Here is a 22,265-nt window from a genome sequence, read left to right on the forward strand (position 1 = left end):
GCGGATCTATAGATCATGCTTATTGCTTATTTTGTGTTTTCACGGCGTGTCTCTCTATATTTTGCGAAAGTATAAGCTCCCCGGATTTTATCCGCGAATAACGGTACAATCAATATAGTCGATTTCTATATATTTGCCTTCTTTACGCAAGACCGTTTAAACTGTTATTATGTGATTTTTAGGACTAAGGGGGAAGCGGATTGAAGGGAAAGTGGAAAGGCAGCATTGCCGCTGTACTGCTGGTAATGATGACGTTGATTGCAGGCTGCGGTGGGAATAACACGAAGGATACGGTAAATATCTTCATGATGTTGAACGGAGTGAATCCCGATACCGAGTTTGTCAAGGGCTTTGAGAGTCAACTGAAGGACAAGCTGGGCGAGGGAGCTAAGGTGGAGTTCAGCACAGCGCCGATCTATAATATCCAGAAACTGATGGTTGAATATGCGGCTGCTATGAATGATATTGTAATCCTGTCTAAGGAAGATGTACTTAACTATGGGAAAAGCGGAGCCAACCGCCCGCTGGATGAATATTTTAATCCGGACGATTACCCGGAAGGCGTCTTTGAAGGCGGGGTTGTAAAGGAAGGAACCAAGGATATTGTTCAGGAGAAGCACTTGTTCGCGATTCCATTGTCGAAGTTGAAGATGTTCAAGGATGCGGGGTTTGCACCGGATGATGCATTTTTGACGATCGCGGTTTCTGCGGACAGCTTGGAACAGAGTATTGCGGCGATTAAAGCCATGATGGAATAAATTCGATTCAAGCATTTGTGAAAAGTAGAGGGGAGTGCGCGATATGGGGATTTATACACGCACCGGCGATAAAGGGGAGACCTCGGTCATCGGAGGTCGGGTGGCCAAAGATGATGTCCGGGTTGAAGCTTATGGAACCATCGATGAGCTGAACTGTTTTGTGGGACAGGCACGCAGTTTGATGGAGGATGAGAAGTTTGCAGATGTGCGGGAACAACTGCTGGAGATCCAGCACGAGTTGTTCGACTGCGGCTCGGATCTGGCATTTGTGAAGCTCAGCGAGAACAAATATAAGGTGAAAAGTGAAATGGCGGAGCGGCTGGAGGGCTGGATTGACAGCCTGCAAGCTGAGAATCCAGAGCTGGAACGGTTTATCCTTCCAGGAGGAAGCCAGGTGTCCTCCGTGCTGCATGTGTGCCGTACCGTCTGTCGCCGTGCCGAGCGGCGGTCTGTGACGCTTGCCCGAAGCCACGAGGTGAACCCGGAAGCGGTTATATACCTGAACCGATTGTCGGATTACTTCTTCGCACTGGCCCGCACCGCCAATACAAGGGCAGGGATTGCTGACGTGGAATATGTACGCAGTAAAAAGGTGTTTCGAAAATAAGATGAGCAGCTATTATTCACCTATCATTTATATCGTCCCGCCCGAGGAGGACGGCTATCTGCTCAAGACCATCCTGCAGAAGCGGATGGAAGTATCACGCAAGCTGCTGTCCCGGCTGAAAATGACGGAGCAGGGCATTATGGTCAACGGGGAACGTGTCTATATCAGCGTGAAAGTTCGAGCTGGCGATACCGTTGAAATCCGCATGGAGACAGAAATCTCTGAGGATATTTTGCCTCAGCCGATTCCCTTCGAGTCGCTGTATGAAGATGAGCATCTGCTTGTGGTCAATAAAGCGGCAGGGATCATCGTGCATCCGACCCATGGTCATTACACGGACACCCTGGCCAATGGTATTGTTCATTACTGGGCGGAAAAAGGGGAGCGCTACCGCTTCCGGCCAGTACATCGGCTGGACCAGGAGACCTCGGGCGTTCTAGTTATCGCCAAGAACCCGTTTGCGCACCAGCATATCTCTGAGCAGATGATCGCCGGAACGGTGGACAAGCGGTACACGGCCTTCGTACATGGCTGTCCGCCAGCGCCGGAAGGCGATATCGATGGACCGATCGATCGTGATCCGGCGGAGCCTCACCGGCGCATTGTGACGCCGGATGGCTATCCTTCCCTGACCCGTTATAAGGTCATGGAAGTCTATGGCGGAGGCTCAAGAGTAGAGCTGAAGCTGGAGACCGGGCGCACGCATCAAATTCGTGTGCACATGACCTCTATCGGCTGTCCGCTGATCGGTGACGGTATGTACCGGCACCCGCTTTACAGCGAGACCGCGCCGACACCTGACCAGGAAGCGCAACTGGCAGGGATTGCAGCGCTTGATGCTGCTATGCCGCGTCAGGCGCTGCATGCAGTGAGACTCTCGCTGCGGCATCCGGTGCGGCCGGAGAACCTGGTCTTTGAAGCGCCGCTGCCACCGGACATGGCAGCTTTGGAGATTGAGCTGAAGCAGGGAAAGCTTGAGGATGCGGCGGAGTAGCATTTTAAACCATGGGGCAAGTAGAATGGTCATTTAAAGGAACTACAAGAGCTGTATATTCATACTGAGGTGAAGTGCAGTGTCACTTTGCCCGCTATTCATAATCAAGGAGCAAACTATGAGTAAATTGAAAGTCTATCAGTATCCGAAATGCGGCACTTGCCGCAATGCGGTCAAATGGCTGCAGGGCCAAGGTCATGAACTGGACCAGCAGGATATCAAGGAGCAGCCTCCGGGAGTGGAGGAACTGCGTGAATTATTCAAGAACAGTGGTCTGGAGCTGAAGAAGTTCTTTAATACCAGCGGTGATGTCTACAAATCGCAGGGGCTTAAGGACAAGCTGCCAGGTCTCAGCGAGCAGGAGCAGCTGGAGCTTTTGTCCAGCAACGGTATGTTGATTAAACGTCCAATCGTCAGTGATGGAACCAAGGTTACTGTCGGATTCAAGGAAGACCAGTATGCAGGGGCCTGGAGCAAGTCTAACCAATAAGAAGAATTAGGAGAGATTTACACATGACAGCAGAAACGAAGGGCCGCGTGATGATCGTGGACGGAATGGCTCTGCTGTTCCGTGCCTATTACGCCACGGCTTATGGCGGATATATCCGCAAGACTAGTGCAGGACTGCCGACGAACGCCGTGTATGGCTTCCTGCAGTATTTTTTCGACGCGGTGAGCACATTTAATCCTACACATGTAGTATGCTGCTGGGATATGGGTAAAGGCACGTTCCGTACGGAGAAGTACGCAAATTATATACCCCTTTGATAATGGGAAAATTAATATTTTCATTATGGTAGTGTGTATTTGAAATAATCCCATTCTATTTTGGGATTATTCAGTCTCAAAATCAAAAATAAAGCTTTATTTTGGAGTTGAAAGATTATGATAACAGAAGACAAAAAAAGAGTTCTTTTGGTAGATGGAATGGCCCTTCTTTTCCGAGCCTACTATGCCACATCTTATTCAGGTTATATTCGTAAAACAAGTGCTGGATTGCCTACTAATGCTGTTTACGGGTTCCTACTGTATTTTTTTGATGCACTAAGTAAATTTAATCCTACTCATGTAATTTGCTGTTGGGACATGGGGGCAAGTACTTTCCGAAATGAGAGTTACAGTTTGTATAAGCAAAATCGTTCGGAAGCTCCGCTTGAACTGCATCCCCAATTTCAACTAGTTAAAGATGTTGTTGAAGTGATGGGTGTACTTAATATCGGTGTAACTGGTTATGAGGCAGATGATTGTATTGGAACCTTATCAAGAAAACTACAGGACAATTCCGAAGTATATATTTTGACTGGAGATCACGATATGCTTCAACTGATCACTGATCAGGTAAAGGTTGTTATCATGAATAAGGGAAGATCGAATTACACTGTTTACGATATGGAAACACTGCTTGCGACTAAGCAGCTAACTCCACTGCAAGTTATTGATTTAAAGGCATTTATGGGTGACTCTTCAGATAATTATCCAGGTGTAAAAGGTATTGGGGAAAAGAGTGCTTTAAAGCTAATTAGTGAGTACAAATCAGTTGAAGGATGCCTTGAGAATCTGGACAAGCTTTCGAAAGGGATTAGAAGCAAAATAGAGGCTGATTTGGATATGCTCCATCTTTCCAGAGACCTTGCCCGCATTAGATTGGATGTTCCAATTGAATGCGAATTGGAGCAATGTATTTGGCAATTACAACGCGAAGCAACAATAAAGAAATTTGACGAGCTGGAATTTAGCGGGCTCTTTAATTCATTGGGAGTTAGCTAGTCAATAATGTCGAAGTGATTTTATTGCATTATTTGATAAATGAGCTGTATAATTTAATTAGTTGCTTCTTACAAAGTAAATGGGAACCGACACTTATAAAGAGACGAGAGAACATATTGGATACGTGTTCTTCTAGTCTCTTTTCTGTGCTTACCTATTGTTTCCGTTCTGTTAATCCACGGTCTTATTCGATGAATTTCCTGCCTTCAAGCTATTCCCCTTTTGTCCACACGCCGAGATAGTAAATACGGACTAACAATGTTTTTCCAATTAATTCGTATTTACTTTTGACTTCGGTAATTTTGAATAATTCATGAGCATTTCAGCGAATGAACATAATTTGTCAAGAAGACAAAGCCTAAGAGATATTATAGTTGTGAAGTGAAGATTAAAGTTATCAGGTGTCTAATAATAGAAAAATTACTAACTCATTAAGTGAGAATATTTACATCTAGAGGGTAGTATGAAAAAATTATAGACGATAGGAAAATAATGTTTTATATTTGGGTTTGATAATGAGAAATGAATCAATATCATCTTACATAGCAGAGGAGAAGTATTATGGCACCAGTAACGTTTCCTAATAAGTATTTTTATCACTTCACACATTTAGATAATATAGAATCTATTATCGAAAATGGATTGATTTCAACAAATGAAAAGAAAAAAAATGGAATTACCCACGTGAATGTAGCTAATGAAAGAATTCAAGGGAGAAGAAGTAATATGATTGTTCCATGCCATCCCAATGGAACAATACACGATTATGTCCCATTCTATTTTGCTACGACCAATCCGATGCTTCTCTCTGTAGTAAATAGAAAAAACATCGATCAGCCACTTGTTGTATATCTAGCTATATCAATTGATAAGATCCAGAATAGTAATGTAATCTTCACAGATGGATCAGCGAATAGAAATACCGCACCTAATTTCTATAGTGAGCCGAATGATTTAGACAAGTTAAGCTGGGATAAAATAAATATAACAACATGGAAAAAGGGCACACCGGATGAACTGCATGCAAGAATGGCTGAAGTGTTAGTCTATCAGAAAGTGCCATTAGATTGGATAGATTCATTTATCGTTTATAATCAAATAGGGGAAGAATACATAAAAAAAATTTTTAAGGAAAAGGGCTTGGGAAAACCTCCAATTAGTTTACAGCCTTTTGATAGTAGATTTTTGTATTTCACAAAATTTCTTATGAAAGGAAGGGAGAACGAAACGCTTGTTACGGGCCCACGTTTCTTAAAATTCCTTTTTGAAAATAATGTGGATTCAATAATAGAAAGTAGATCTGAAAATGAACCTTCTTCTCCAGCATTTCAGGATGTAGAAGATGCTCTGAATAAAATTAAGGATAACTTTTGTATTATCGATGAATTAGATGGGATTTACCAATTAGAGACTTCAAATGAAATGCACAACCAAAAAGTTTGTGATCATACAAAAGAAGTGGTAAAAAATTTAGATCTAATTAGTTACTATAATGACCTTGATGATGATGACAAAGCGTTAGTTAAATTAGCAGCTTATTTCCATGATATTGGAAAAGGTCCAAAATCGAAGTGGCAGGATGGTATTCAGTCAAATTATCCGGATCATCCAGCTGATTCATTGAAAATGATGAAGAGAATTCTTGTTGAGGAGTTTGAAGAACTAACGAAATATCAAATTAGGTTGATTTGCCTTTTGGTCGGTTATCATGATTTAATTGGTGATATACTTAAAAAAGACAGAAGTGAAAAAGAAATAGTTGATTTAGGTTTGAATGAAAATGAACTATCTATGTTAGCAGCAATTTCTTTAGCTGATGTTAAATCAATTAAACCGAGTTGGTATCGGGGTTTGTTAATTGAAATTCCTGATTTTATCGAGAGACTTTAATAAGGAGATTGTGCAAATGTTAGAATTCGTAACAGGTGATTTTTTCGATTACGAAGCAAACATTCGAGTGAATACAGTGAATTGCGTAGGGGTTATGGGTGCAGGGGTGGCTTTAGCATTTAAAGATCGTTATCCTAAGATGTATAATGATTATGTTCACGCATGTAAACATAAAGAGGTTGCTCCCGGCAAGCCTCATATCTGGGTAGAAACTGACTTATTATCGAGTGTTACAATAATTAACTTTCCTACAAAGATTCATTGGAAAAATCCTTCTGAGTATGAGTACATTGAAAAAGGCCTGACCTGGTTACGAGAATATCTTTCGGATAAGGGGAGTTCTGCTGTAACGTTGCCGGCATTAGGGTGTGGCCACGGAGGACTTGATTGGGCTAAAGTAAAGGGAATGATTATAGATTTTTTGGGGGACTTGGAAGTTAAAATTTTTGTTTTCAATCCTAAAAGTTCGACTGCTGCAAGAGGTAATGATAATTGGTTACACGAACTTGAAAAAAACAATATATTAACAATTTCACCTTCAGATGAAGGATACCCGAAAGAAATTTTAGGGCGTTCAAGTTATAGTTTATACTGTATTGGTAATACAGCTTTATTGAAAGAGAAGAAGCTGTCAATATTAGCTAATTCAAAATCTTCAGAAAAAGAAATTAACTCATTAACAAAAGTAATTAATGAAATGCCTATTCAAAGTGCGGTTTTATTGCTTAGTTTGAAAAATAATAATGATTATGAATTTGCAGACATGGTAATAACAAAGGGGTTTTGTGTGATTTTTGTAATTCCTTATGGAATTCTTAAGTTTGATGTCCAGAACAGATATCGTAAAAACTGGGACATGAATAAGTTTCTCGTTGTGTCGACAACAGTACCAGATCAAAGTTGGAAAATATACGAAAATTCAAATTCATTAAGATTCCGTCAAAAGCTTGCTGACGTCACGTTAATAAATTCACTAGATTTAAAAGCAATAGAATCATTGTCGAAATATGTAAAAGGACCTACTAAAAAAAATTATTACATTAATTATTGGTTGAACGAAAACGAGACACTTAGGAATCTAAATGCCATAAAGATAGGTAATAATAATCAAACTGGAAAAATTAATCTAGCTCCGCTATTAGAGTCACTTATACCAGGTAAGTATTTGTTAGAATAATTGACGTTTCTATTGCAATGCACATATGGGCTGTTTTACTACTCTCAGAAGCAAACAAAGTATTAAGCTGGAAAATAAAATGTTAGACTCAGGAAACAAAGCATTGGATTGAAAAAATAAAGTTATAGACTGGTAAGCTGGCGAAACTCGGTAGCATGGTGCTACCCAGCTTCGCCAGCTGCCGCATCGAGCGGTGGTAGCGCACGTTCTAGTCGCTTGGATTTTCCGAATTTGCTTTGAGGTCCAGTCGTACATCGAAAATACTTAGATAAATGAATTCGTAAATAAGAAATTGGGAATTATACAATTTCTATTATATCTTCTGAAACTCCATAAGCGTTAGCAAGCGCCTCTGCCACTTCCTTTTCAGAGTGATATTCGTCATTATTCACTTTATCTTGATCATCGTATAATTGCTCATCATCTTCCCCGAATAACATGACATGCTCAATTCGATATATACCTAACATTTCTTCTGGTTGTTCGATTGATAACTCAATGCGTTCTATTTTTCCAATAACATCTGGTAAGCAACTGTCATCTATAGCCCATACCTCACCATGACTTACAATAATTGTTCCATCACCTGTATACTCATCTACTTTTGTCATAACCAATCTCCTTTCTGATGTATTTTATAGTACATTTTCTAATTTTTATTATATCTGAAAATCGGGAATTCCTATATATTTTATTTCTCGGGAATGTAGGCTGTTGCGTTTCTGATTGCTTTCAAAGAAAACAAAATATTAGACTGAAAAAATAAAGTTGTAGACTGGTATGACGGACTGAACAGCAGCAGCCAGGTGTTTCCGGGCTTTGCTGGCCACGAAACAGTATCGGATCAAGCAGTTAGAGCTCCAGTCTACTACTTATTTTTCAGAACCGAACCATAGCGGTATGTATTCCGGACACGTGATCTGCTGTTTAATATAAGGTTTTGTACAGCGAAAGATCAAACCTTCTCGATAACAGCAATGAATGTCTATAAAAATATTATTATGGAAAAAATACATTAAGCTGTCCTATTAAATCAGGATGGCTTTTTTAAATGGAGGCAGAAAAATAAATACATCTTAATCTCTACCTCTCTCATGTGGAGTTTGTTATTTACTTTTAGAAATACGATAGCAGTTGTATGTTCAAATATGCTACTCAAATAAAAGAATCTATTAGCGTTAATAAATCAAATACAATTTAAAGATCTTTTGTGAAAAAGGATATACATAGATTGTTTAGAAAGGATATCTAGTTATATGTAGAAAAATTACATTATATGAGGATTAATGTTAGAATGGGATATGAACAGTAAGTCTTTGTATCTATAATTTTAGATCAAATTGAATAGGAGGTTGATAAAGTATATACCTTCTGGTAGTTTATTACTTTTCAAAAATCAGTCCAGAAAAGAGATGAATATTCATGGAATCACCTTATATATCCAGGGTTAAAATTGAAAATTATCGTAATTTTGAATTTGTTGATGTTCAACTTAAAGATAAGCAGGTTTTAATTGGTGAAAACAATGTTGGTAAAACGAATTTTCTCAGAGCAATTCAACTAATCCTTGATCCTAACCTCAGTGATCAAGAACGCTTTCTAGAGGATATTGATTTTTATAATGGTTTAAAATCCCCCATGGAGTTAGGAGCAATTATTGAGATTGTAATAGAGATTAAAAGCTTTAGTCACAATAAAAATTTACTGTGTCAACTAAGTGATGCTACTGTAAAAGCAAGCCCGGATACGTTAAGGCTTACATATCGATATTTCCCTCGAATTAGAGAAGATGGGAGCATTGAGGGATATATCTTTAAGATTTTCAAAGGTGAAAATGAAGATAATGAGTTCACTCATATTGACCGGAAATATCTTAACATAAAAGTTATTAAAGCTCTGCGAGATGTGGAGGCTGAAATAAAAAACTCACGAAAATCGCCTTTAAGTGTACTACTTAAAGCTTATGACATTGAAAAGGCTAAGCTAGATGTAATAGCAAAAAATATAAAATCACAGAATGATCAAGTATTAAGCTTAGGTGAACTGAAAGATTTAAACAGAAGAATAGATAATCGATTTAAAGAATTCATCGATTTTAATCCGGATTCTGTTGAACTTGGTACAAATGAAGTTAATACTAATCGAATTTTAACTACATTAAAAGTACTTCTCGGTGGTAGAACCGTAAGTGATACATCTTTGGGATTAACTAATATTTTGTATATAACTTTAATGTTACTGGCAATTGAAGATAAAACGATTCCTACTTTTATAAATTCTATTTTATATCAAGGATTAAGAGGAAAAGATAAAGAGGGAATCTTACAAAAAGCATATAAATCAGATGGAAATGGAAATTACATATTAGTGAATAAAATAAGTTCCACGCTTGAATCTAAACTATATGAGTTTATGGATATGCACAATCCAATAGATGAAGGGGCGACTATCCTAGCAATTGAAGAACCCGAAGCTCATTTGCATCCAGCAATTCAACGTTCTATTTACAAGGATGTCTTTAGTCGATCAACTAATTCTGTAATAATGACAACTCATTCAACTCATATAGCCTCTATCACACCACTGGAATCGCTTATGCACCTTTATAGAGGAAGCAAAGGAGCCACTAAAGCACTTTCAAGTGCTGAACTATCGTTAAGTGAAGAAGAATATGCTGATTTAGCAAGATATATAGATGCTAACCGAGGCGAGATTTATTTTGGAAAAGGTGTCCTGCTTGTTGAAGGGATTACAGAGGAATATTTAGTTCCAGTATTTTCCGATCTATTGGGAAAGACACTTGATTATAAAGGTATTTTTGTTTGTAATATTAACTCCACTAATTTTTCACCGTATATTAAACTACTTGGACAGCTGGGAATTCCATATGCAGTTATAACTGATGGGGATTACTATGAGGTACTTAATAAAGAAAGAGAATATCATATTCTAGATCAAAAATCCGATAATGATTCTGGCTATTTAGGGTTAGAAATTGTAAAGAAACTAGTTGTTGAGAATGATATACTGACATCTTCTGAAATTCCGACGGAAGTTAATGCTATGGATGAACTATTTCGGAAGAAGGGTTTCTTCGTCGGTTTTTATACAGCTGAAGTAGACATCATGGAAAAATGCTATAAAGATAATGTGAGTAGAGATGCAATAAGTAAGATTTTTGATGATTTGACTGCAGGGGGAGACCAGCAGAAAAAGAATTTTTCAGCAAATCTTATAAAGGGAGACTTTTACGCTTGTCTGCGACAGATTGAATCTTCGCACAGCAGAATTGGTAAAGGTAGATTTGCTCAACGTTTAGCTCAACACTGTACTTTGAGTCATATGCCGGAGCATATTGAGCAGGCAATTGATTATATTTGCAAGAAAGTTGAGGAAATGGAATCAAATGGAGACTATGTATGAGAAAAAACTTACTCAAATAAGAAAAGATCAACAACAATATGATGCGTTTAGTTCACTTGAAAATACAGTAGTACTTGCGGGACCAGGAAGTGGGAAAACGACAGTATTAACTTTAAAAATAATGAAACTCCTTTCTGAAATTATTAAACCTCCTAGAGGGCTAGCATGCTTAACCTATAGTAATGAAGCTGCTAAGGAATTTAAAAAACGTTTAAAACAAATAGGTCTCAAAGAAAGAGGAAATGTTTTCTTAGGGACAGTCCATTCATTTTGTATCGCTGAAGTAATCACAAAATTCGCTCATTTATATCCACAATATAACATTCCCCTGCCTCTCAAAATTATATCTACAAAAAAGAAAAACCAATTATTTCAACGAGTTAAAGAAGAATTAAATATTTCAGAAAAAGAACTAAGTCTAACAGAAATGGATAGTGAACGAAGTATTAATATTAAGGGCAGATCCCGGGTCAATATACCTTCATTTGATCTGGCATTAAAGGCTGCAAACTTATTTGAACAGAAGCTTAGGGCTTCTAATTATGTGGATTTTTCAGCTATCATAAATTACGCAACGCAATTAATACAAAACGAAGAGTTTGTCAGAAAAAGCCTAGAGGCAAAGTTTCCTTGGATATTAATAGATGAGTATCAGGATCTAGGTAAACCTCTTCATGAAATGATTCTTTCATTAATGGAGGGTACAAAAAGCTTCTTTTTTGCTGTGGGAGACCCTGATCAATCAATCTATGGGTTTAATGGGGCGGTTCCAGATTACTTATTGGAATTAGCCCAGCTACCTAACGTAAAGGAAATAAAATTACAGACTAACTACCGAAGTAATCAGGATATTATTGATGCGTCTGAAATTGCCCTAAGTCCAAGTACTGGACGCAATTATAAAGCAGGAACAAGGGGAGATGAAAAAGCTCAATTTAGTTTTAAAGTGTGTGAGAGGGATATGAACGATCAATATAATTATGTTGTCAGTGAGGTAATCCCACAAAATCTAGCATTAGGAGTACCTATTGAGGAAATTGTAGTTCTTGTCGCTTATAAATATCAGGTGAAAGACCTAGGTGAAGTGCTTGATAATGCAGGAATTCCTTATTATGTTGCTAAACATGAATTTGAGCGTACACATGTTGTAGCTTGGTTAGAGGATTGTGTTAATTGGTTGATTAATCCTGAACAGATATCTTTTGATTCGATTTTTTCATTTTGGAGAAGCTTCTTAACTCGACATGGAGTAGATGTGTCTGGTTCACGCATAATACTTGAGAAAAGGAGACTCTACGATTTATTAAAAAGAAGTGTAGTTGATAGTGAACAACTTGTAGATTGGATTCAGTGGATGCTAGAAACTACGGATTTAAAGAAGATTCTGAAAAGTACTGACGTATATCCGGATGAACACGATAATTTAGACAATTTATTAAAAGTTGCTAAAGAAGGAAGGTTTGTAGGCTTCACCCTTCGAGAGTTTAGTCAGTTGGGTAAACCTGTGAACCAAGTAACTATTAGTACTCGCCATTCATCAAAGGGCTTAGAATTTGAAACAATTGTTTTATTAGGAATGGAAGAAGGTAATTTTCCTAGCTTCAGAAGCACAACTGAAAGGAAAATGAAGGAAGAGCACCGTATCTTTTTTGTTTGTGTCAGTAGAGCTAAAAGTCGATGTTACCTTGTAAGATCAAAATTACAAAAAGGATATGTAAAGAAGCCGTCGCGTTTCTGGACTAACCTTTATAATTGGAATACTCAACGTTTGAAACAAATTGAATCACAGTAACCTACTTTATTATGTTGCATTTTCCCTAATATAATTCAATGTCTTCAAATTATGCATTTTGAGAGCCGATCATTTTTTTGAACGTATTCTTTACTTTGTATAGGCGTGAGTATTAGGTTGTAAAGAATACCTTTAGCTGATGTAAAGAGAGAATATATTATTAGTCTGGAGTTGTTGATATGACGCGGTTTTAAGTTATGAAAATCGACAGGTTTTGAGAAATAAGCTTTAGACTGAGTCTTTAAGTGACTCTACAAAAAGAATCAAACGGGATATTAAAGTATTAGACCGAGTAGCATCAAGCAGCTGCTCACGAATGCTCTACTGCCATTGCCTCGCAATTTTATTTACGGATTTTTTTCAGAGCAAACTATGATAAGTATATATTTCCGGAAAGCGAGGTTTTCATATGCCCATAACCCAAGTTCTTCATCAATCCGTATCTACTTATCCATCCTCACTTCTTTGAAAAGATGTATTCTCATGTGTAACTGATTTTGGTTCTCTGGATTTTGAAGAAATGCTGGAAGTGAAGTTCAACAAACTGAGGACAAACTTAATGTTACTCGTCTCCTACGGTTGGGTATTTATCACACTACTAAGCAACTTCAATTGTCTAATATCTTTATTCCCATCACCGAGGATAATAAAGGTTACGGCTTTGGATTGCTCCATGAGATCTTAACTATAGCTAATACTAATGGCTCCAAGCTATTCATTGTAGATATGGTCCATTCTTTTTAAAGTCGTATGTTTTCTAAAGGTGCGATAGCAGTCGTAGAAGTCGATGATGAAACGGAGCTACTATCGCATCGATCTTAGCATTTTAGAGTCGTCCTTTTTGGGGACGACTCTTTTTCTTTATCATCAAGCCAGGTAGAAGTTGACGAACCAGTCTAAAACTTTATTTGCTTAATTTAATACTTTATTTTCTGAGTCTAACACTTTATTTGTCATTAATTAGACTATTATAAATAGTGGATAGTATGTTCAATTTATGAGCATATATCCACTATATTTATAATGATAGATTCATTATTTAGACGTCGAAGTTACTGATTTACAATGTATATAATGTAAAGAATGCAACATATGATTCTATTTGTGGAGGGCGTAGCCCATAGCGGGAGGCGTAGATAGGTTAAAAACCGAGCGTAATCAATTAATGTTGGAAGGTGAAGTCGATGCCAGTACAAGAAGTTATCCTATAGGATAACAACAAACGTTACATGTTGATAGATGGAACCTGTTTTGAAATACCTAAAATACTTAGACAATACGGGAAAAAGTAGAAATACGCAGAAAACAGATTTACGAAAAATTTTAGTTGCACTTCATTGAAAGGTAAGAAAAGTAACATTCCGCAAAAAATATCAAAACCGAGCGTTTCATCTGTCGTACAGTGATAATATCTCTATGGAGGCATTAATGTGAACTATAAGGATTCGGTAATCAAGGCCATTTCCTATATTGAAAATCATCTTACCCATGAGAGTTTAAGCGCCAAGGTTTTGGAAGCTGCCGGCTATTCGCCTTACCATTTTCACAGGATCTTCCTATCAGTTACTCTATGCTCCGTCTCAGAGTACATACGCAAGCGGAGATTGACGCAAGGGGCATACGATTTATTTCATACCAACCAAAGGATCATAGATATTGCGATCCAGTACCGATTCGAGTCCCAGGAATCCTTCGCCCGAGCCTTGCGGAAAATGTTCTCCATCTCGCCAGGACAATTTCGCAAGCAAAGGGACATGAAGGACACGTTGTTCCGGGCCATGGAGAAGCTTCCTTTGGATGAAGTGGGGCTGTAACATTTGCATAAGGGCTTTTCCCTCGTGCCAGCTTTTGTCTGCCTGAACAATCTGCATTTGGTCGGCATGTCGATACCGGGTGTCAATTCGGACGAGGTCGGAATGCTATGGCGGAGCTTTAGGCAGCGTGTGTTTGAAATTAAGCGAAAGCCGGATACGGAAGGCATATTTTATGCGGTCATTGAACTTACGGGCGAGCAATGGGAAGTCACTTATACCGCTTGTGTCGAGGCGACCAGCGAGGAGAGTACGGTTCTCTTGGGAATGGTCGCTAAGCTGCTACCAGCGGCAACTTATGCGGTTTTTACTCATAAGGGGACATTAGGGAGACACAACGAAACGTTCCAATACATTTACGAAACGTGGTTACCCCAGTCAGGCAGCGTTCGTACGAATGCCCCGGAGTTCGCGCGTTACGACCAACGATATCTAGGACCGACGAACGAGGATTCGGTATTGGACATATATATTCCCGTTAGCTCGCCATCTTAGGAGCGTATCGCTCAAGGAGAGGAAGAAATCAAGATGAGCAAAAAAGCAGACATTAATGAAGGATACGCAGGATGCTATGAGGTACAAATTACAGAAAACTCATTGAGGGTGACCCTTCCTATGATCGTGATGTATCCGACAGACGCACCGGAACAGGCTGATTGTCTAGGGCCGTACTCGTTGGAAGTGGCCAGAGAAGCAGCGCCGAGAGAGGGAAAGTTTAGTGAGGTCCTCATTTCACACGGTACAGGCGGTTCGCCGCTTGTGTACTGGTCGCTTGCTTGGCATTTGGCACGCAGCGGCTTTATCGTTGGCCTGCCCGAACATCCGCACAATAACCGCAACGATAATAGTTTGGAAGGTACGGCCCAAAACCTCACCTATCGACCCCAGCACCTTCGCATGGCAGCCGACTGGTTTTTTGAAGATGAGTTTAAGGGGCTTATCCAGCCGGGAAGCCTCTCGGTAATCTGGCATTTCATGGGCGGCTACACCGCGCTGGCAGCAGCTGGCGGCGTCTCGACCTCCTTCCCTGATGAGGGCCCGAATGGGAAGCCGCAGCAAATCGATGTACTTCGCGATTCGCGAATCCAGTCCCTGATTTTGCTGGCCCCGGTGTCCGTTTGGTTCCGGAATGAGGGGCATTAAGCGACGTTCGTCTCCCCATTCTCATGCTGAACGCGGAGCGAGACCTGTACACACCTCCATTTCACGCACAGATCATCTTAAATGGTGTTGCCGAACCAAGGATGATTCGCTATCGGACGGTGGAGAATGCCGGACATTTTTCCTTCCTGAGTCCTTTCCCAGCTGCGATGATTTCACCCGCCTTTCCCCCTCACAGGACCCACCTGGCTTTGATCGCGTGAAATTTCACGAAACGCTAAAGACTGAGGTAGTAAAGTTTCTGTTGACTTATGATTAGGAAACGAAATGTATCGCAAGCGTAAAAGTATGCACTACCCATCGGGAGGGAAATATGATGTTCAATCAAAACGGGGTTTTTTTGACAGTACTGGCAAGTGGGGCTACATATTTCATTGGAAGCCGTTCGACAAAGGTAGAATCGGTGGGGTACTAAGCTAATGGGTAACGTTAGTTAAAAATAAAGGGTTCCACATATTAGTCATGCATAATATGTAGAGCTCTTTATTTTATTTGATTTCCTTAAGTTTAGGTCTTGATAATTTTCAGTCTAATATTTTGCTTTCTTCAGACAACTGATCCAATAGAACCCAAATTGTAAAAATGAAGTTGTTTACTGATTTGTTTTTTTTAAAATGAACCGATTCAGTTCCGTTGCTACGCCGGCGACGCGTTAGCCAGATTCACGGACAAGCTTAAATAAGTTTTTTTACGGATGATGTTAATAAACTGTGATGGTTTGTTGGGTACTTTACTAATGGCTTCGCTGGTGGAATTTGGTGCGAGACTGAGAATTGAGGTAGAATCCGTATTTTGCGTATGAGTTAAATATTCAATAAACATTGTAACACTCCGAACAAAGGCAGAAGCGGTACAGCCGCAATAAGCCGCGCAAGATACTGGCATTCACGATCTTTAAGGGGAAACCATGCTTAAGCTGCTTGCAGGGCGAAAGCTGGACGCGTTACGTGCATATGCTGAGCGACATCCCGATTTCTTGAACCTGAAACCGAAGGTGACGCCATGGATCTGGCTCAAACCTATCACGTCTGGATCAGCTAGCGATCAGCGATCCGGATCGCTGATCGCTTTCACGTTTTTGACTATGTCATTGAAAGTGTCCGGGCCGTTCAATCTACCCTTTCGCCTCGTACCAAAGTGATCTTGAGAGGTCGTCATCATCACTGGTAGATTCCTTACCGGAAAAGAGTAGAACTCAGTTAAACAAACTACTGGCCTCATTTTGCAGAGTTAATTATTCCAGAATACTCCAACATTCGACAAAATGAGTCTGTTATACTAAAAAAAACTGCTATTACAGGAATTCTTTTTGTACATGGGAGGGGATTTAATGATAGATAGAGTTAATGGGAATTATGAAGAAGATCCACTACTTACTACATTATCCAAGGATCCAGGAGATGAAACTCAGAAAAGGTTTAGATACCAACATACATTTACAGTTTTGATTTCTATACAAATGTTTGCTGGGAAAATTCCATATAAGGAATTGTACTGCGAACATCATGAAGATATTTTGGCAGTGAGAGAAGATGGTAAATACGATGGTTTGCAAATAAAAACAAGACAAGTAACCGATGGACTTTTTGAATTAAGGGATGCTGCCATAAAAAAGAGTCTCTTGAGATTTATCAAATTAGAATCTGATTTTGTAAATTCATTTTCTAACTTTATGATTATCTCTAATTGCCCCTTTCGTGAAGATGATTCTGCAAAAAGTTTGATTAACCTAGTGAAGCAAGTAAGTAACATTCCATTAATTTCGGATATTAAACCACGTGATTTACAAACCTATATTCATGAACTTGTAGAAGAGTCAGGGCTCTCGTTAGATGTTGTCTTGTCTACAATAAAAAAAATAAAAGTTTTAGTGGGCCCTGGTTTAGATGATATAGATGCAAAGATTATTAATGATCATTTAGGGAAGATTAACCAATGCATAGGAGCAAGCATTGAAAAATTAAGGATTATACATAGACGATTGTGTGAAAAGGTTTACTTTGCTTCTTCAAGATTTTTGGAGAATGGGGTATATGATTATGCTGCTCTGGCGTCTGGACAAGTAAATACTGTGGCAGAAGAAATAAATGCAAAGAGAATAACTAAACTAGCTGTTGAAAAGATTGTACAGGAGAACTTCAGCAAAAATCTTTTTTTAAATGCAAGATCAGATGCGACAGATATTATAAAAGCAAAATCTAATCACCTATTAAAACGTAAAATGTCTTCAGGTTTTATTGATTATGAGGAAATAGAGATAATGGATGATTTACGAACGGATGCAGAAGACTACTTTTTAACAAATAGTTTTAAAGCTGAAAATCGCCAAGAATATCTAAGTGAAATACAACAAATAAAAAAGATTGTCCTTAATCAATCTGTTGAAGCGAAATCAAGATGTAAAAAGGAAGGTGCACCTTATGGTACTGAAATGCTCCATTCAGTTGAGGATCGTTTAAGGGAAGTTTCTACAAATAGATCAAAAGATGTTTTTGGATGTCCATATGAAATTCTAAAAGGGTTAGTTGGTGTTCTTACAAATGAATGTAAAGTAGCTTTTAGTAAAGAGCCACCTGGAGGTTGGTTAAATAATGTCGATATCTCTAATTGAGCAAGTAATAATCCTGGATGAGCGAGACGAACTACATATCATCCGAATCCTAATTCTAATACATTCGCTTATAGGAAATAAAAAGGATAAAGTTACCGTTGAATTAACTAAACTAGCTAAAATGGATTTTTTGTTAAAATATCCGTCTGCATTGGATAGTGCGTTAACAAATTTAAATAAACAAAAGGATGTCAGTATTACAGAAGCTGAGAAAAATAATATAGAGACAAATATATTATCATTTAGATTTAGCCCATGGAGTTCTGATTTCAGAAGATTGATGGTACTTCTTAATGCAAAATCCTTAATAAAGTGGGAACGACGAGAAAGATATTTGGATATATATCAAACTCCGAAAGGGCTTGAATTATATAAGGAAGTTTTGAAATATACTGAATTTAAAAGTATGATCAAACAAAGCCAAGCAATAAAAACCAATATATCTAATTTATCTGGGATTAATTTAGATAGTTTACTCTCTAAGGTTCTTACAGAATTAACTTTGAGATGAGGAAATAAACAAATGGAAATTAACATAATTAATTTAACTGTAAGATGTCGAAAAGAAAATTTTGTGGTTAATTTTGCTGAGACTATCACGTACTTTTATGGAAAAATGGGAGCAGGAAAGTCAACAATACTAAGATTAATTGATTTTTGTTTAGGCAATGAATTGGTGGAAACACCTGCAATGCAGCAGGAATTCATTGGTGCTGATTTAAACTTGATTATTAATAGAAAATATGTAAACTTATCACGTGATAAAGGGTCAAATCAACTTAATGTGACATGGATTTTTCAAGGAACAGGTGAATCACTAAATGTAATTGCACCTGTTAATAGCCGATCAGATTCGAAAGAAATTATTCCTAATACTACGGTACAAACTCTGTCAGATTTATTATTCTACCTTTCTGATATGAAACCGCCAAAAGTTCGGAAAAGTAAAATCAAAGAAGATACTGAGTTAATCCGATTAAGTTTTAGAGATCTAATGTGGTATTGCTACTTAGATCAAGATACTATTGATAGTTCATTTTTCAATCTTGGACGAGAAGAACATGAATTTAAAAGACTAAAAAGCCGTGACGTTATGCGATTAATTCTTGGATTTCATCAGGAAAATGTTGCTCAACTTGAAACGGATTTGTTTGAAACAAGACGTAGAAAATCTACTCTGTATGAAACTGCAGTTCGAATCGATAGTTTCCTTAAAGATAGTAATATTGCAGATACAACAAAAATCGAGCTTGAGCTTCATGGTTTAGTATTGGATATAGAAAATAAACGGCTAGAACTAAATAATTTAACACAAAATCTCGTTAGAGAAAATTCACATGTTGTAGAACAATATAAACAAATAGCAAGACAACAATCAAAAGATTTAGAACACCTGTCAGTAGCGTACAACGACTTAACTGATCAACTTTCTAGAAGAGTGAAATTACAAAATGAATTTAACATAGCTGCCCTAAAAGTTAGTAGATCAACAATTGCGCAGAATTTACTTAGAGGAGTGGATTTTCACAGTTGCCCGCAGTGTGGACAAAATATTGAAGAAAGAGTTGTTGAGGAAAATACATGTAAATTGTGTTTACAAGAGTATCCCGACGATGTTCATAACAATGATGCAGAAATTATTCAATTGGATTTGAGAAATCGTCAGATTGAACTTAAGGAATCTATTAGTAAACTCGGAAGACAAAAAGACGCGATCGAGCGGGAGAAAGCATATATTACAGAAGAAAAAAATAATGTTGATAAAAGAATTACTGATTTGGAAAGAGAATATGACTCAGCATATCTAGCTGCTGCACGAGATATTGAAAGGCAGATTGGGGTACTTGAAGGTAGGAGGCAGGAATTGAGTAATTTATTGCCTTTGCCAATGAAAATCGCGCAGTTATATAAGGAAGTTGAAAGTCTAGCCGCGGAAGAACAACGGTTGAAAAACGAATTAGATGCAGCAAGACGTAATGCTGAACTTGATGCTACCAATTTAGATGAATTAAAATCTTTATTTTTAGAAAACCTGTCTTTAGTCGGATTTCCAGGTATTAATCTAAACGATTCTTTGGAGATCAATACTACAGATTTTATTCCTAGAATAACACGCTTTGGTGAAAATGAAATTTATACAACCGAATTTGCAAACTTAGGTAGTGGTGGTAAAAAAACAATTTATAAGAGTTGTTATATTCTTGCTATACATCGTTTAGCAACGAGGAAAAATATCGATCTGCCATCTTTTTTAATGATTGATACTCCTATGAAAAATATAAGTGAGAGGGAAAATAAGGATATTTTTGAGGGCTTTTATAAATTGATTTATAAGCTTTATTCTGGTGAACTTAAGGGAAAACAATTAATTGTGGTTGATAAGGAATTTTATAGTCCTAGCGAAACATTATATGAGGAATACTTTCAGAGTGATGAGAAACTAAAGGTAGTTCATATGACTCCAGATGAACCTGAAAATCCTCCATTAATTAAATATTATCGTGGGCATTAACTTATAAAAAAATGAATTGAATTTTCACTTGTGTAGTTTATAATTTTTATAAGAGATGCTACATATTTTCTTTTTAATGACAAAGTCAAAATTAGTTATGCCGAACCAATGTTAAAAAATAGGTTTCTAACTTATGAGTTGCGAGTAGTTGTATGATTACGAATTATCGATTTACAGATTGTTACAATCGTGATAATGTGAAACTACACTGATTGGAAGCACCTGAGTGTAGTCCGAAAGAATCGGCATAATGCCCTGTTAGCTTAGGCTGGCAGGGCGATTTCTTTATAATGGAATAATAGAATTGAGATAATTAATTTAAAGTCACGGACTATTGGAACCTATTGAAACTTTTTCCTCTCCGAAAAAATGCAATTAGGGAACAGGGCGGAATGTATAATTTTAATATATTTGATTAAGAGGAAGGTAATAATGTTGGGGGTTAGAAGAATGAAAAAAATAATTATTTCTATATTAATATTTGTTTTATTACAAAGTAGCGCTATTTTTGCTTGGGCTTTTTTAGACCCAAAGTTTTTTGTGGAAGGTTTCCCTATTTCAAGTTGGGGGATATATGTTCCAATCATGTCTCTAGTTTTTACAATTATTTTTATGATAGTAATGAGAAACAGGAGTTTCACTACATTACTTATTTTGGTCCCTATTTTTTCCTTTTACATGTTTGGAACAGTAGAGCCTTATTTTATCAACTTGGATCATCGAAAAACTGACTATGAATTTTACTTAAATACTAAACGATCGGGAGAGCCTAGTTCCTATTACTTTGTTTCTACTAGTAAATCAAATTATTTTGATCAGAATTTAGAGAAAAAGTTAATAAAGAAAATAAATGATGATATTCCGGAAAACTTTGTGGTAAGTCGAGTACAAACTGATAGCGAAGAACCAATCGTCTGGATTGAGGTTCTTAAACCTTCGTTTTTAATGGGAAGTTTATCTGAATTTGCTTATTTTGATATTGAAACCAATAGACTATCAAATTTTGTTACGGAGCAGCAAGTTTCAAAGGCTCTTAAAAAATATGGAGTAAATGTGTATCATTTCGACAGAAAAGAAACAATAATATCTAATGTTTTTATAAATGATATAAAGGGAGAGGTTAATATATTGAAAATTATTAAGTCTGACGGGAAATTGATTTTAAATTAATTAATAGTATAAAAGAATCTATACAAGAATTGCGTCAGGATGTTTGAGTAAGCATGATAAAGTATCTTTTTCGTATTAATAGGTCAGCCAGTTATTACTGGCTGACCTATTTTGAGGTCGGTTTACGATGGCTGGAGCCGGGAGTAAGTGTTTCTTTAGGGATTAGACCCCGCCACAATACTTTTCTCCAACTACCTCCAACGACTAAGTTTGAGCTGGTTGAGGTATTGGAGCTCTCATCACAAGTGATGCTATGGGTCTGAAACCATTGTGGAAATTACCGCTGCTTTATCAGAAGGAGTTGGTATGGGACCAACTATCGAATGTTTTTCTTGGAAGTCAGCAAGCAATTCCAGGATTATTAGACTCAGAGCACTCAATCTAAGCAAAGCCTCATGATTGTTTTCTCCCTCGGTGTATAATCGATTTATATCGCAAAAAAGTTGATTTCTCTGCTAAAGGTGCTTACTTACAATACTCAAATTAGATACAAATTATATCAAACCATGCTTATAAAGCATTACCGAATCTTGAAGTAATGAAGAGGAAATTTGATTGTTAAAAATTAATTACATAACTACTTGCTTTCGAC

At 37.7% G+C, this 22,265-nt stretch carries 16 protein-coding genes and 3 pseudogenes; 18 read left to right on the top strand and 1 reads right to left on the bottom strand.

The features are described 5' to 3' along the window. The first annotated feature begins 200 nt into the window (after positions 1–200). The 8 genes and pseudogenes from ACFORK_RS25580 (at position 201) to ACFORK_RS25615 (ending at position 7,193) form a co-directional block, all read left to right on the top strand. Positions 201–758 carry a hypothetical protein gene (locus ACFORK_RS25580; protein WP_379204428.1) on the top strand — a complete coding sequence of 186 codons (558 nt, stop codon included), beginning with the start codon at positions 201–203 and terminating at the stop codon, positions 756–758. A gap of 43 nt (positions 759–801) precedes the next feature. After that, entirely contained in the window at positions 802–1,365 is a 564-nt protein-coding gene (locus ACFORK_RS25585) for a cob(I)yrinic acid a,c-diamide adenosyltransferase (RefSeq protein WP_379204430.1), read from the top strand. Between the two features lies 1 nt (position 1,366). After that, positions 1,367–2,359 carry an RluA family pseudouridine synthase gene (locus ACFORK_RS25590; RefSeq protein ID WP_379204432.1) on the top strand — a complete coding sequence of 331 codons (993 nt, stop codon included), beginning with the start codon at positions 1,367–1,369 and terminating at the stop codon, positions 2,357–2,359. A 118-nt stretch (positions 2,360–2,477) separates the two neighbouring features. Then, positions 2,478–2,849: an arsenate reductase family protein gene (locus ACFORK_RS25595; RefSeq protein ID WP_379204435.1), complete on the top strand. Its 372-nt coding sequence runs from the start codon at positions 2,478–2,480 to the stop codon at positions 2,847–2,849. Between the two features lie 23 nt (positions 2,850–2,872). Then, a pseudogene (locus ACFORK_RS25600) lies at positions 2,873–3,115 on the top strand (5'-3' exonuclease); the annotation flags it as partial. Between the two features lie 129 nt (positions 3,116–3,244). Continuing rightward, the gene (locus ACFORK_RS25605) at positions 3,245–4,126 is read left to right on the top strand and encodes a 5'-3' exonuclease (protein ID WP_379204437.1); all 882 of its coding nucleotides are present in this window, start codon (positions 3,245–3,247) and stop codon (positions 4,124–4,126) included. 561 nt (positions 4,127–4,687) lie between these two features. After that, the gene (gene darT / locus ACFORK_RS25610) at positions 4,688–6,016 is read left to right on the top strand and encodes a type II toxin-antitoxin system toxin DNA ADP-ribosyl transferase DarT (RefSeq protein WP_379204439.1); all 1,329 of its coding nucleotides are present in this window, start codon (positions 4,688–4,690) and stop codon (positions 6,014–6,016) included. 16 nt (positions 6,017–6,032) lie between these two features. After that, positions 6,033–7,193 (top strand): macro domain-containing protein, encoded by a 1,161-nt coding sequence (locus ACFORK_RS25615; protein ID WP_379204442.1) that lies wholly within the window; start codon positions 6,033–6,035, stop codon positions 7,191–7,193. 299 nt (positions 7,194–7,492) lie between these two features. Here ACFORK_RS25615 and ACFORK_RS25620 read toward each other — a convergent pair whose 3' ends face one another. Beyond that, positions 7,493–7,804 (bottom strand): hypothetical protein, encoded by a 312-nt coding sequence (locus tag ACFORK_RS25620; protein WP_379204444.1) that lies wholly within the window; start codon positions 7,802–7,804, stop codon positions 7,493–7,495. 811 nt (positions 7,805–8,615) lie between these two features. Here ACFORK_RS25620 and ACFORK_RS25625 point away from each other — a divergent pair. From ACFORK_RS25625 to ACFORK_RS25670, 10 genes and pseudogenes are all read left to right on the top strand, one after another. Next, a complete protein-coding gene (locus tag ACFORK_RS25625) occupies positions 8,616–10,616 on the top strand; it encodes an ATP-dependent nuclease (protein ID WP_379204446.1) in 2,001 nt (666 codons plus the stop codon). Further along, entirely contained in the window at positions 10,600–12,408 is a 1,809-nt protein-coding gene (locus ACFORK_RS25630; protein WP_379204448.1) for an ATP-dependent helicase, read from the top strand. The genes ACFORK_RS25625 and ACFORK_RS25630 overlap by 17 nt, the downstream gene beginning before the upstream one ends. A gap of 1,184 nt (positions 12,409–13,592) precedes the next feature. Further along, positions 13,593–13,716: pseudogene (locus ACFORK_RS25635) on the top strand (tyrosine-type recombinase/integrase); the annotation flags it as partial. A gap of 122 nt (positions 13,717–13,838) precedes the next feature. Further along, entirely contained in the window at positions 13,839–14,222 is a 384-nt protein-coding gene (locus ACFORK_RS25640; protein ID WP_379204450.1) for a helix-turn-helix domain-containing protein, read from the top strand. Positions 14,223–14,246: 24 nt separating this feature from the next. After that, on the top strand, positions 14,247–14,714 hold the full coding sequence (locus ACFORK_RS25645) for a GyrI-like domain-containing protein (protein WP_379204452.1): 468 nt from the start codon (positions 14,247–14,249) through the stop codon (positions 14,712–14,714). 33 nt (positions 14,715–14,747) lie between these two features. Beyond that, a pseudogene (locus tag ACFORK_RS25650) lies at positions 14,748–15,639 on the top strand (alpha/beta hydrolase family protein). A gap of 1,071 nt (positions 15,640–16,710) precedes the next feature. After that, a complete protein-coding gene (locus ACFORK_RS25655; protein WP_379204454.1) occupies positions 16,711–17,991 on the top strand; it encodes a dsDNA nuclease domain-containing protein in 1,281 nt (426 codons plus the stop codon). After that, positions 17,972–18,502, top strand: a complete 531-nt coding sequence (locus ACFORK_RS25660; protein WP_379204456.1) for a hypothetical protein — start codon at positions 17,972–17,974, stop codon at positions 18,500–18,502. Before ACFORK_RS25655 ends, ACFORK_RS25660 begins: the two co-directional genes overlap by 20 nt. A 12-nt stretch (positions 18,503–18,514) precedes the next feature. Beyond that, complete coding sequence (locus ACFORK_RS25665) at positions 18,515–20,503, top strand: AAA family ATPase (RefSeq protein ID WP_379204458.1); 1,989 nt, start codon at positions 18,515–18,517, stop codon at positions 20,501–20,503. A 450-nt stretch (positions 20,504–20,953) separates the two neighbouring features. Further along, on the top strand, positions 20,954–21,673 hold the full coding sequence (locus ACFORK_RS25670) for a hypothetical protein (RefSeq protein ID WP_379204461.1): 720 nt from the start codon (positions 20,954–20,956) through the stop codon (positions 21,671–21,673). The last annotated feature ends 592 nt before the right edge of the window (positions 21,674–22,265 follow it).

This window comes from Paenibacillus sp. GCM10012306 (assembly GCF_042649265.1).
Classification (GTDB): domain Bacteria; phylum Bacillota; class Bacilli; order Paenibacillales; family Paenibacillaceae; genus Paenibacillus_AQ.

Coding starts and splice junctions, on each gene's coding strand:
- ACFORK_RS25670 (WP_379204461.1), top strand. CDS start 20,954: ATGAAAAAAATAATTATTTCTATATTAATATTTGTTTTATTACAAAGT.
- ACFORK_RS25620 (WP_379204444.1), bottom strand. CDS start 7,804: ATGACAAAAGTAGATGAGTATACAGGTGATGGAACAATTATTGTAAGT.
- ACFORK_RS25655 (WP_379204454.1), top strand. CDS start 16,711: ATGATAGATAGAGTTAATGGGAATTATGAAGAAGATCCACTACTTACT.
- ACFORK_RS25660 (WP_379204456.1), top strand. CDS start 17,972: ATGTCGATATCTCTAATTGAGCAAGTAATAATCCTGGATGAGCGAGAC.
- ACFORK_RS25590 (WP_379204432.1), top strand. CDS start 1,367: ATGAGCAGCTATTATTCACCTATCATTTATATCGTCCCGCCCGAGGAG.
- ACFORK_RS25605 (WP_379204437.1), top strand. CDS start 3,245: ATGATAACAGAAGACAAAAAAAGAGTTCTTTTGGTAGATGGAATGGCC.
- darT (WP_379204439.1), top strand. CDS start 4,688: ATGGCACCAGTAACGTTTCCTAATAAGTATTTTTATCACTTCACACAT.
- ACFORK_RS25665 (WP_379204458.1), top strand. CDS start 18,515: ATGGAAATTAACATAATTAATTTAACTGTAAGATGTCGAAAAGAAAAT.
- ACFORK_RS25615 (WP_379204442.1), top strand. CDS start 6,033: ATGTTAGAATTCGTAACAGGTGATTTTTTCGATTACGAAGCAAACATT.
- ACFORK_RS25625 (WP_379204446.1), top strand. CDS start 8,616: ATGGAATCACCTTATATATCCAGGGTTAAAATTGAAAATTATCGTAAT.
- ACFORK_RS25630 (WP_379204448.1), top strand. CDS start 10,600: ATGGAGACTATGTATGAGAAAAAACTTACTCAAATAAGAAAAGATCAA.
- ACFORK_RS25595 (WP_379204435.1), top strand. CDS start 2,478: ATGAGTAAATTGAAAGTCTATCAGTATCCGAAATGCGGCACTTGCCGC.
- ACFORK_RS25585 (WP_379204430.1), top strand. CDS start 802: ATGGGGATTTATACACGCACCGGCGATAAAGGGGAGACCTCGGTCATC.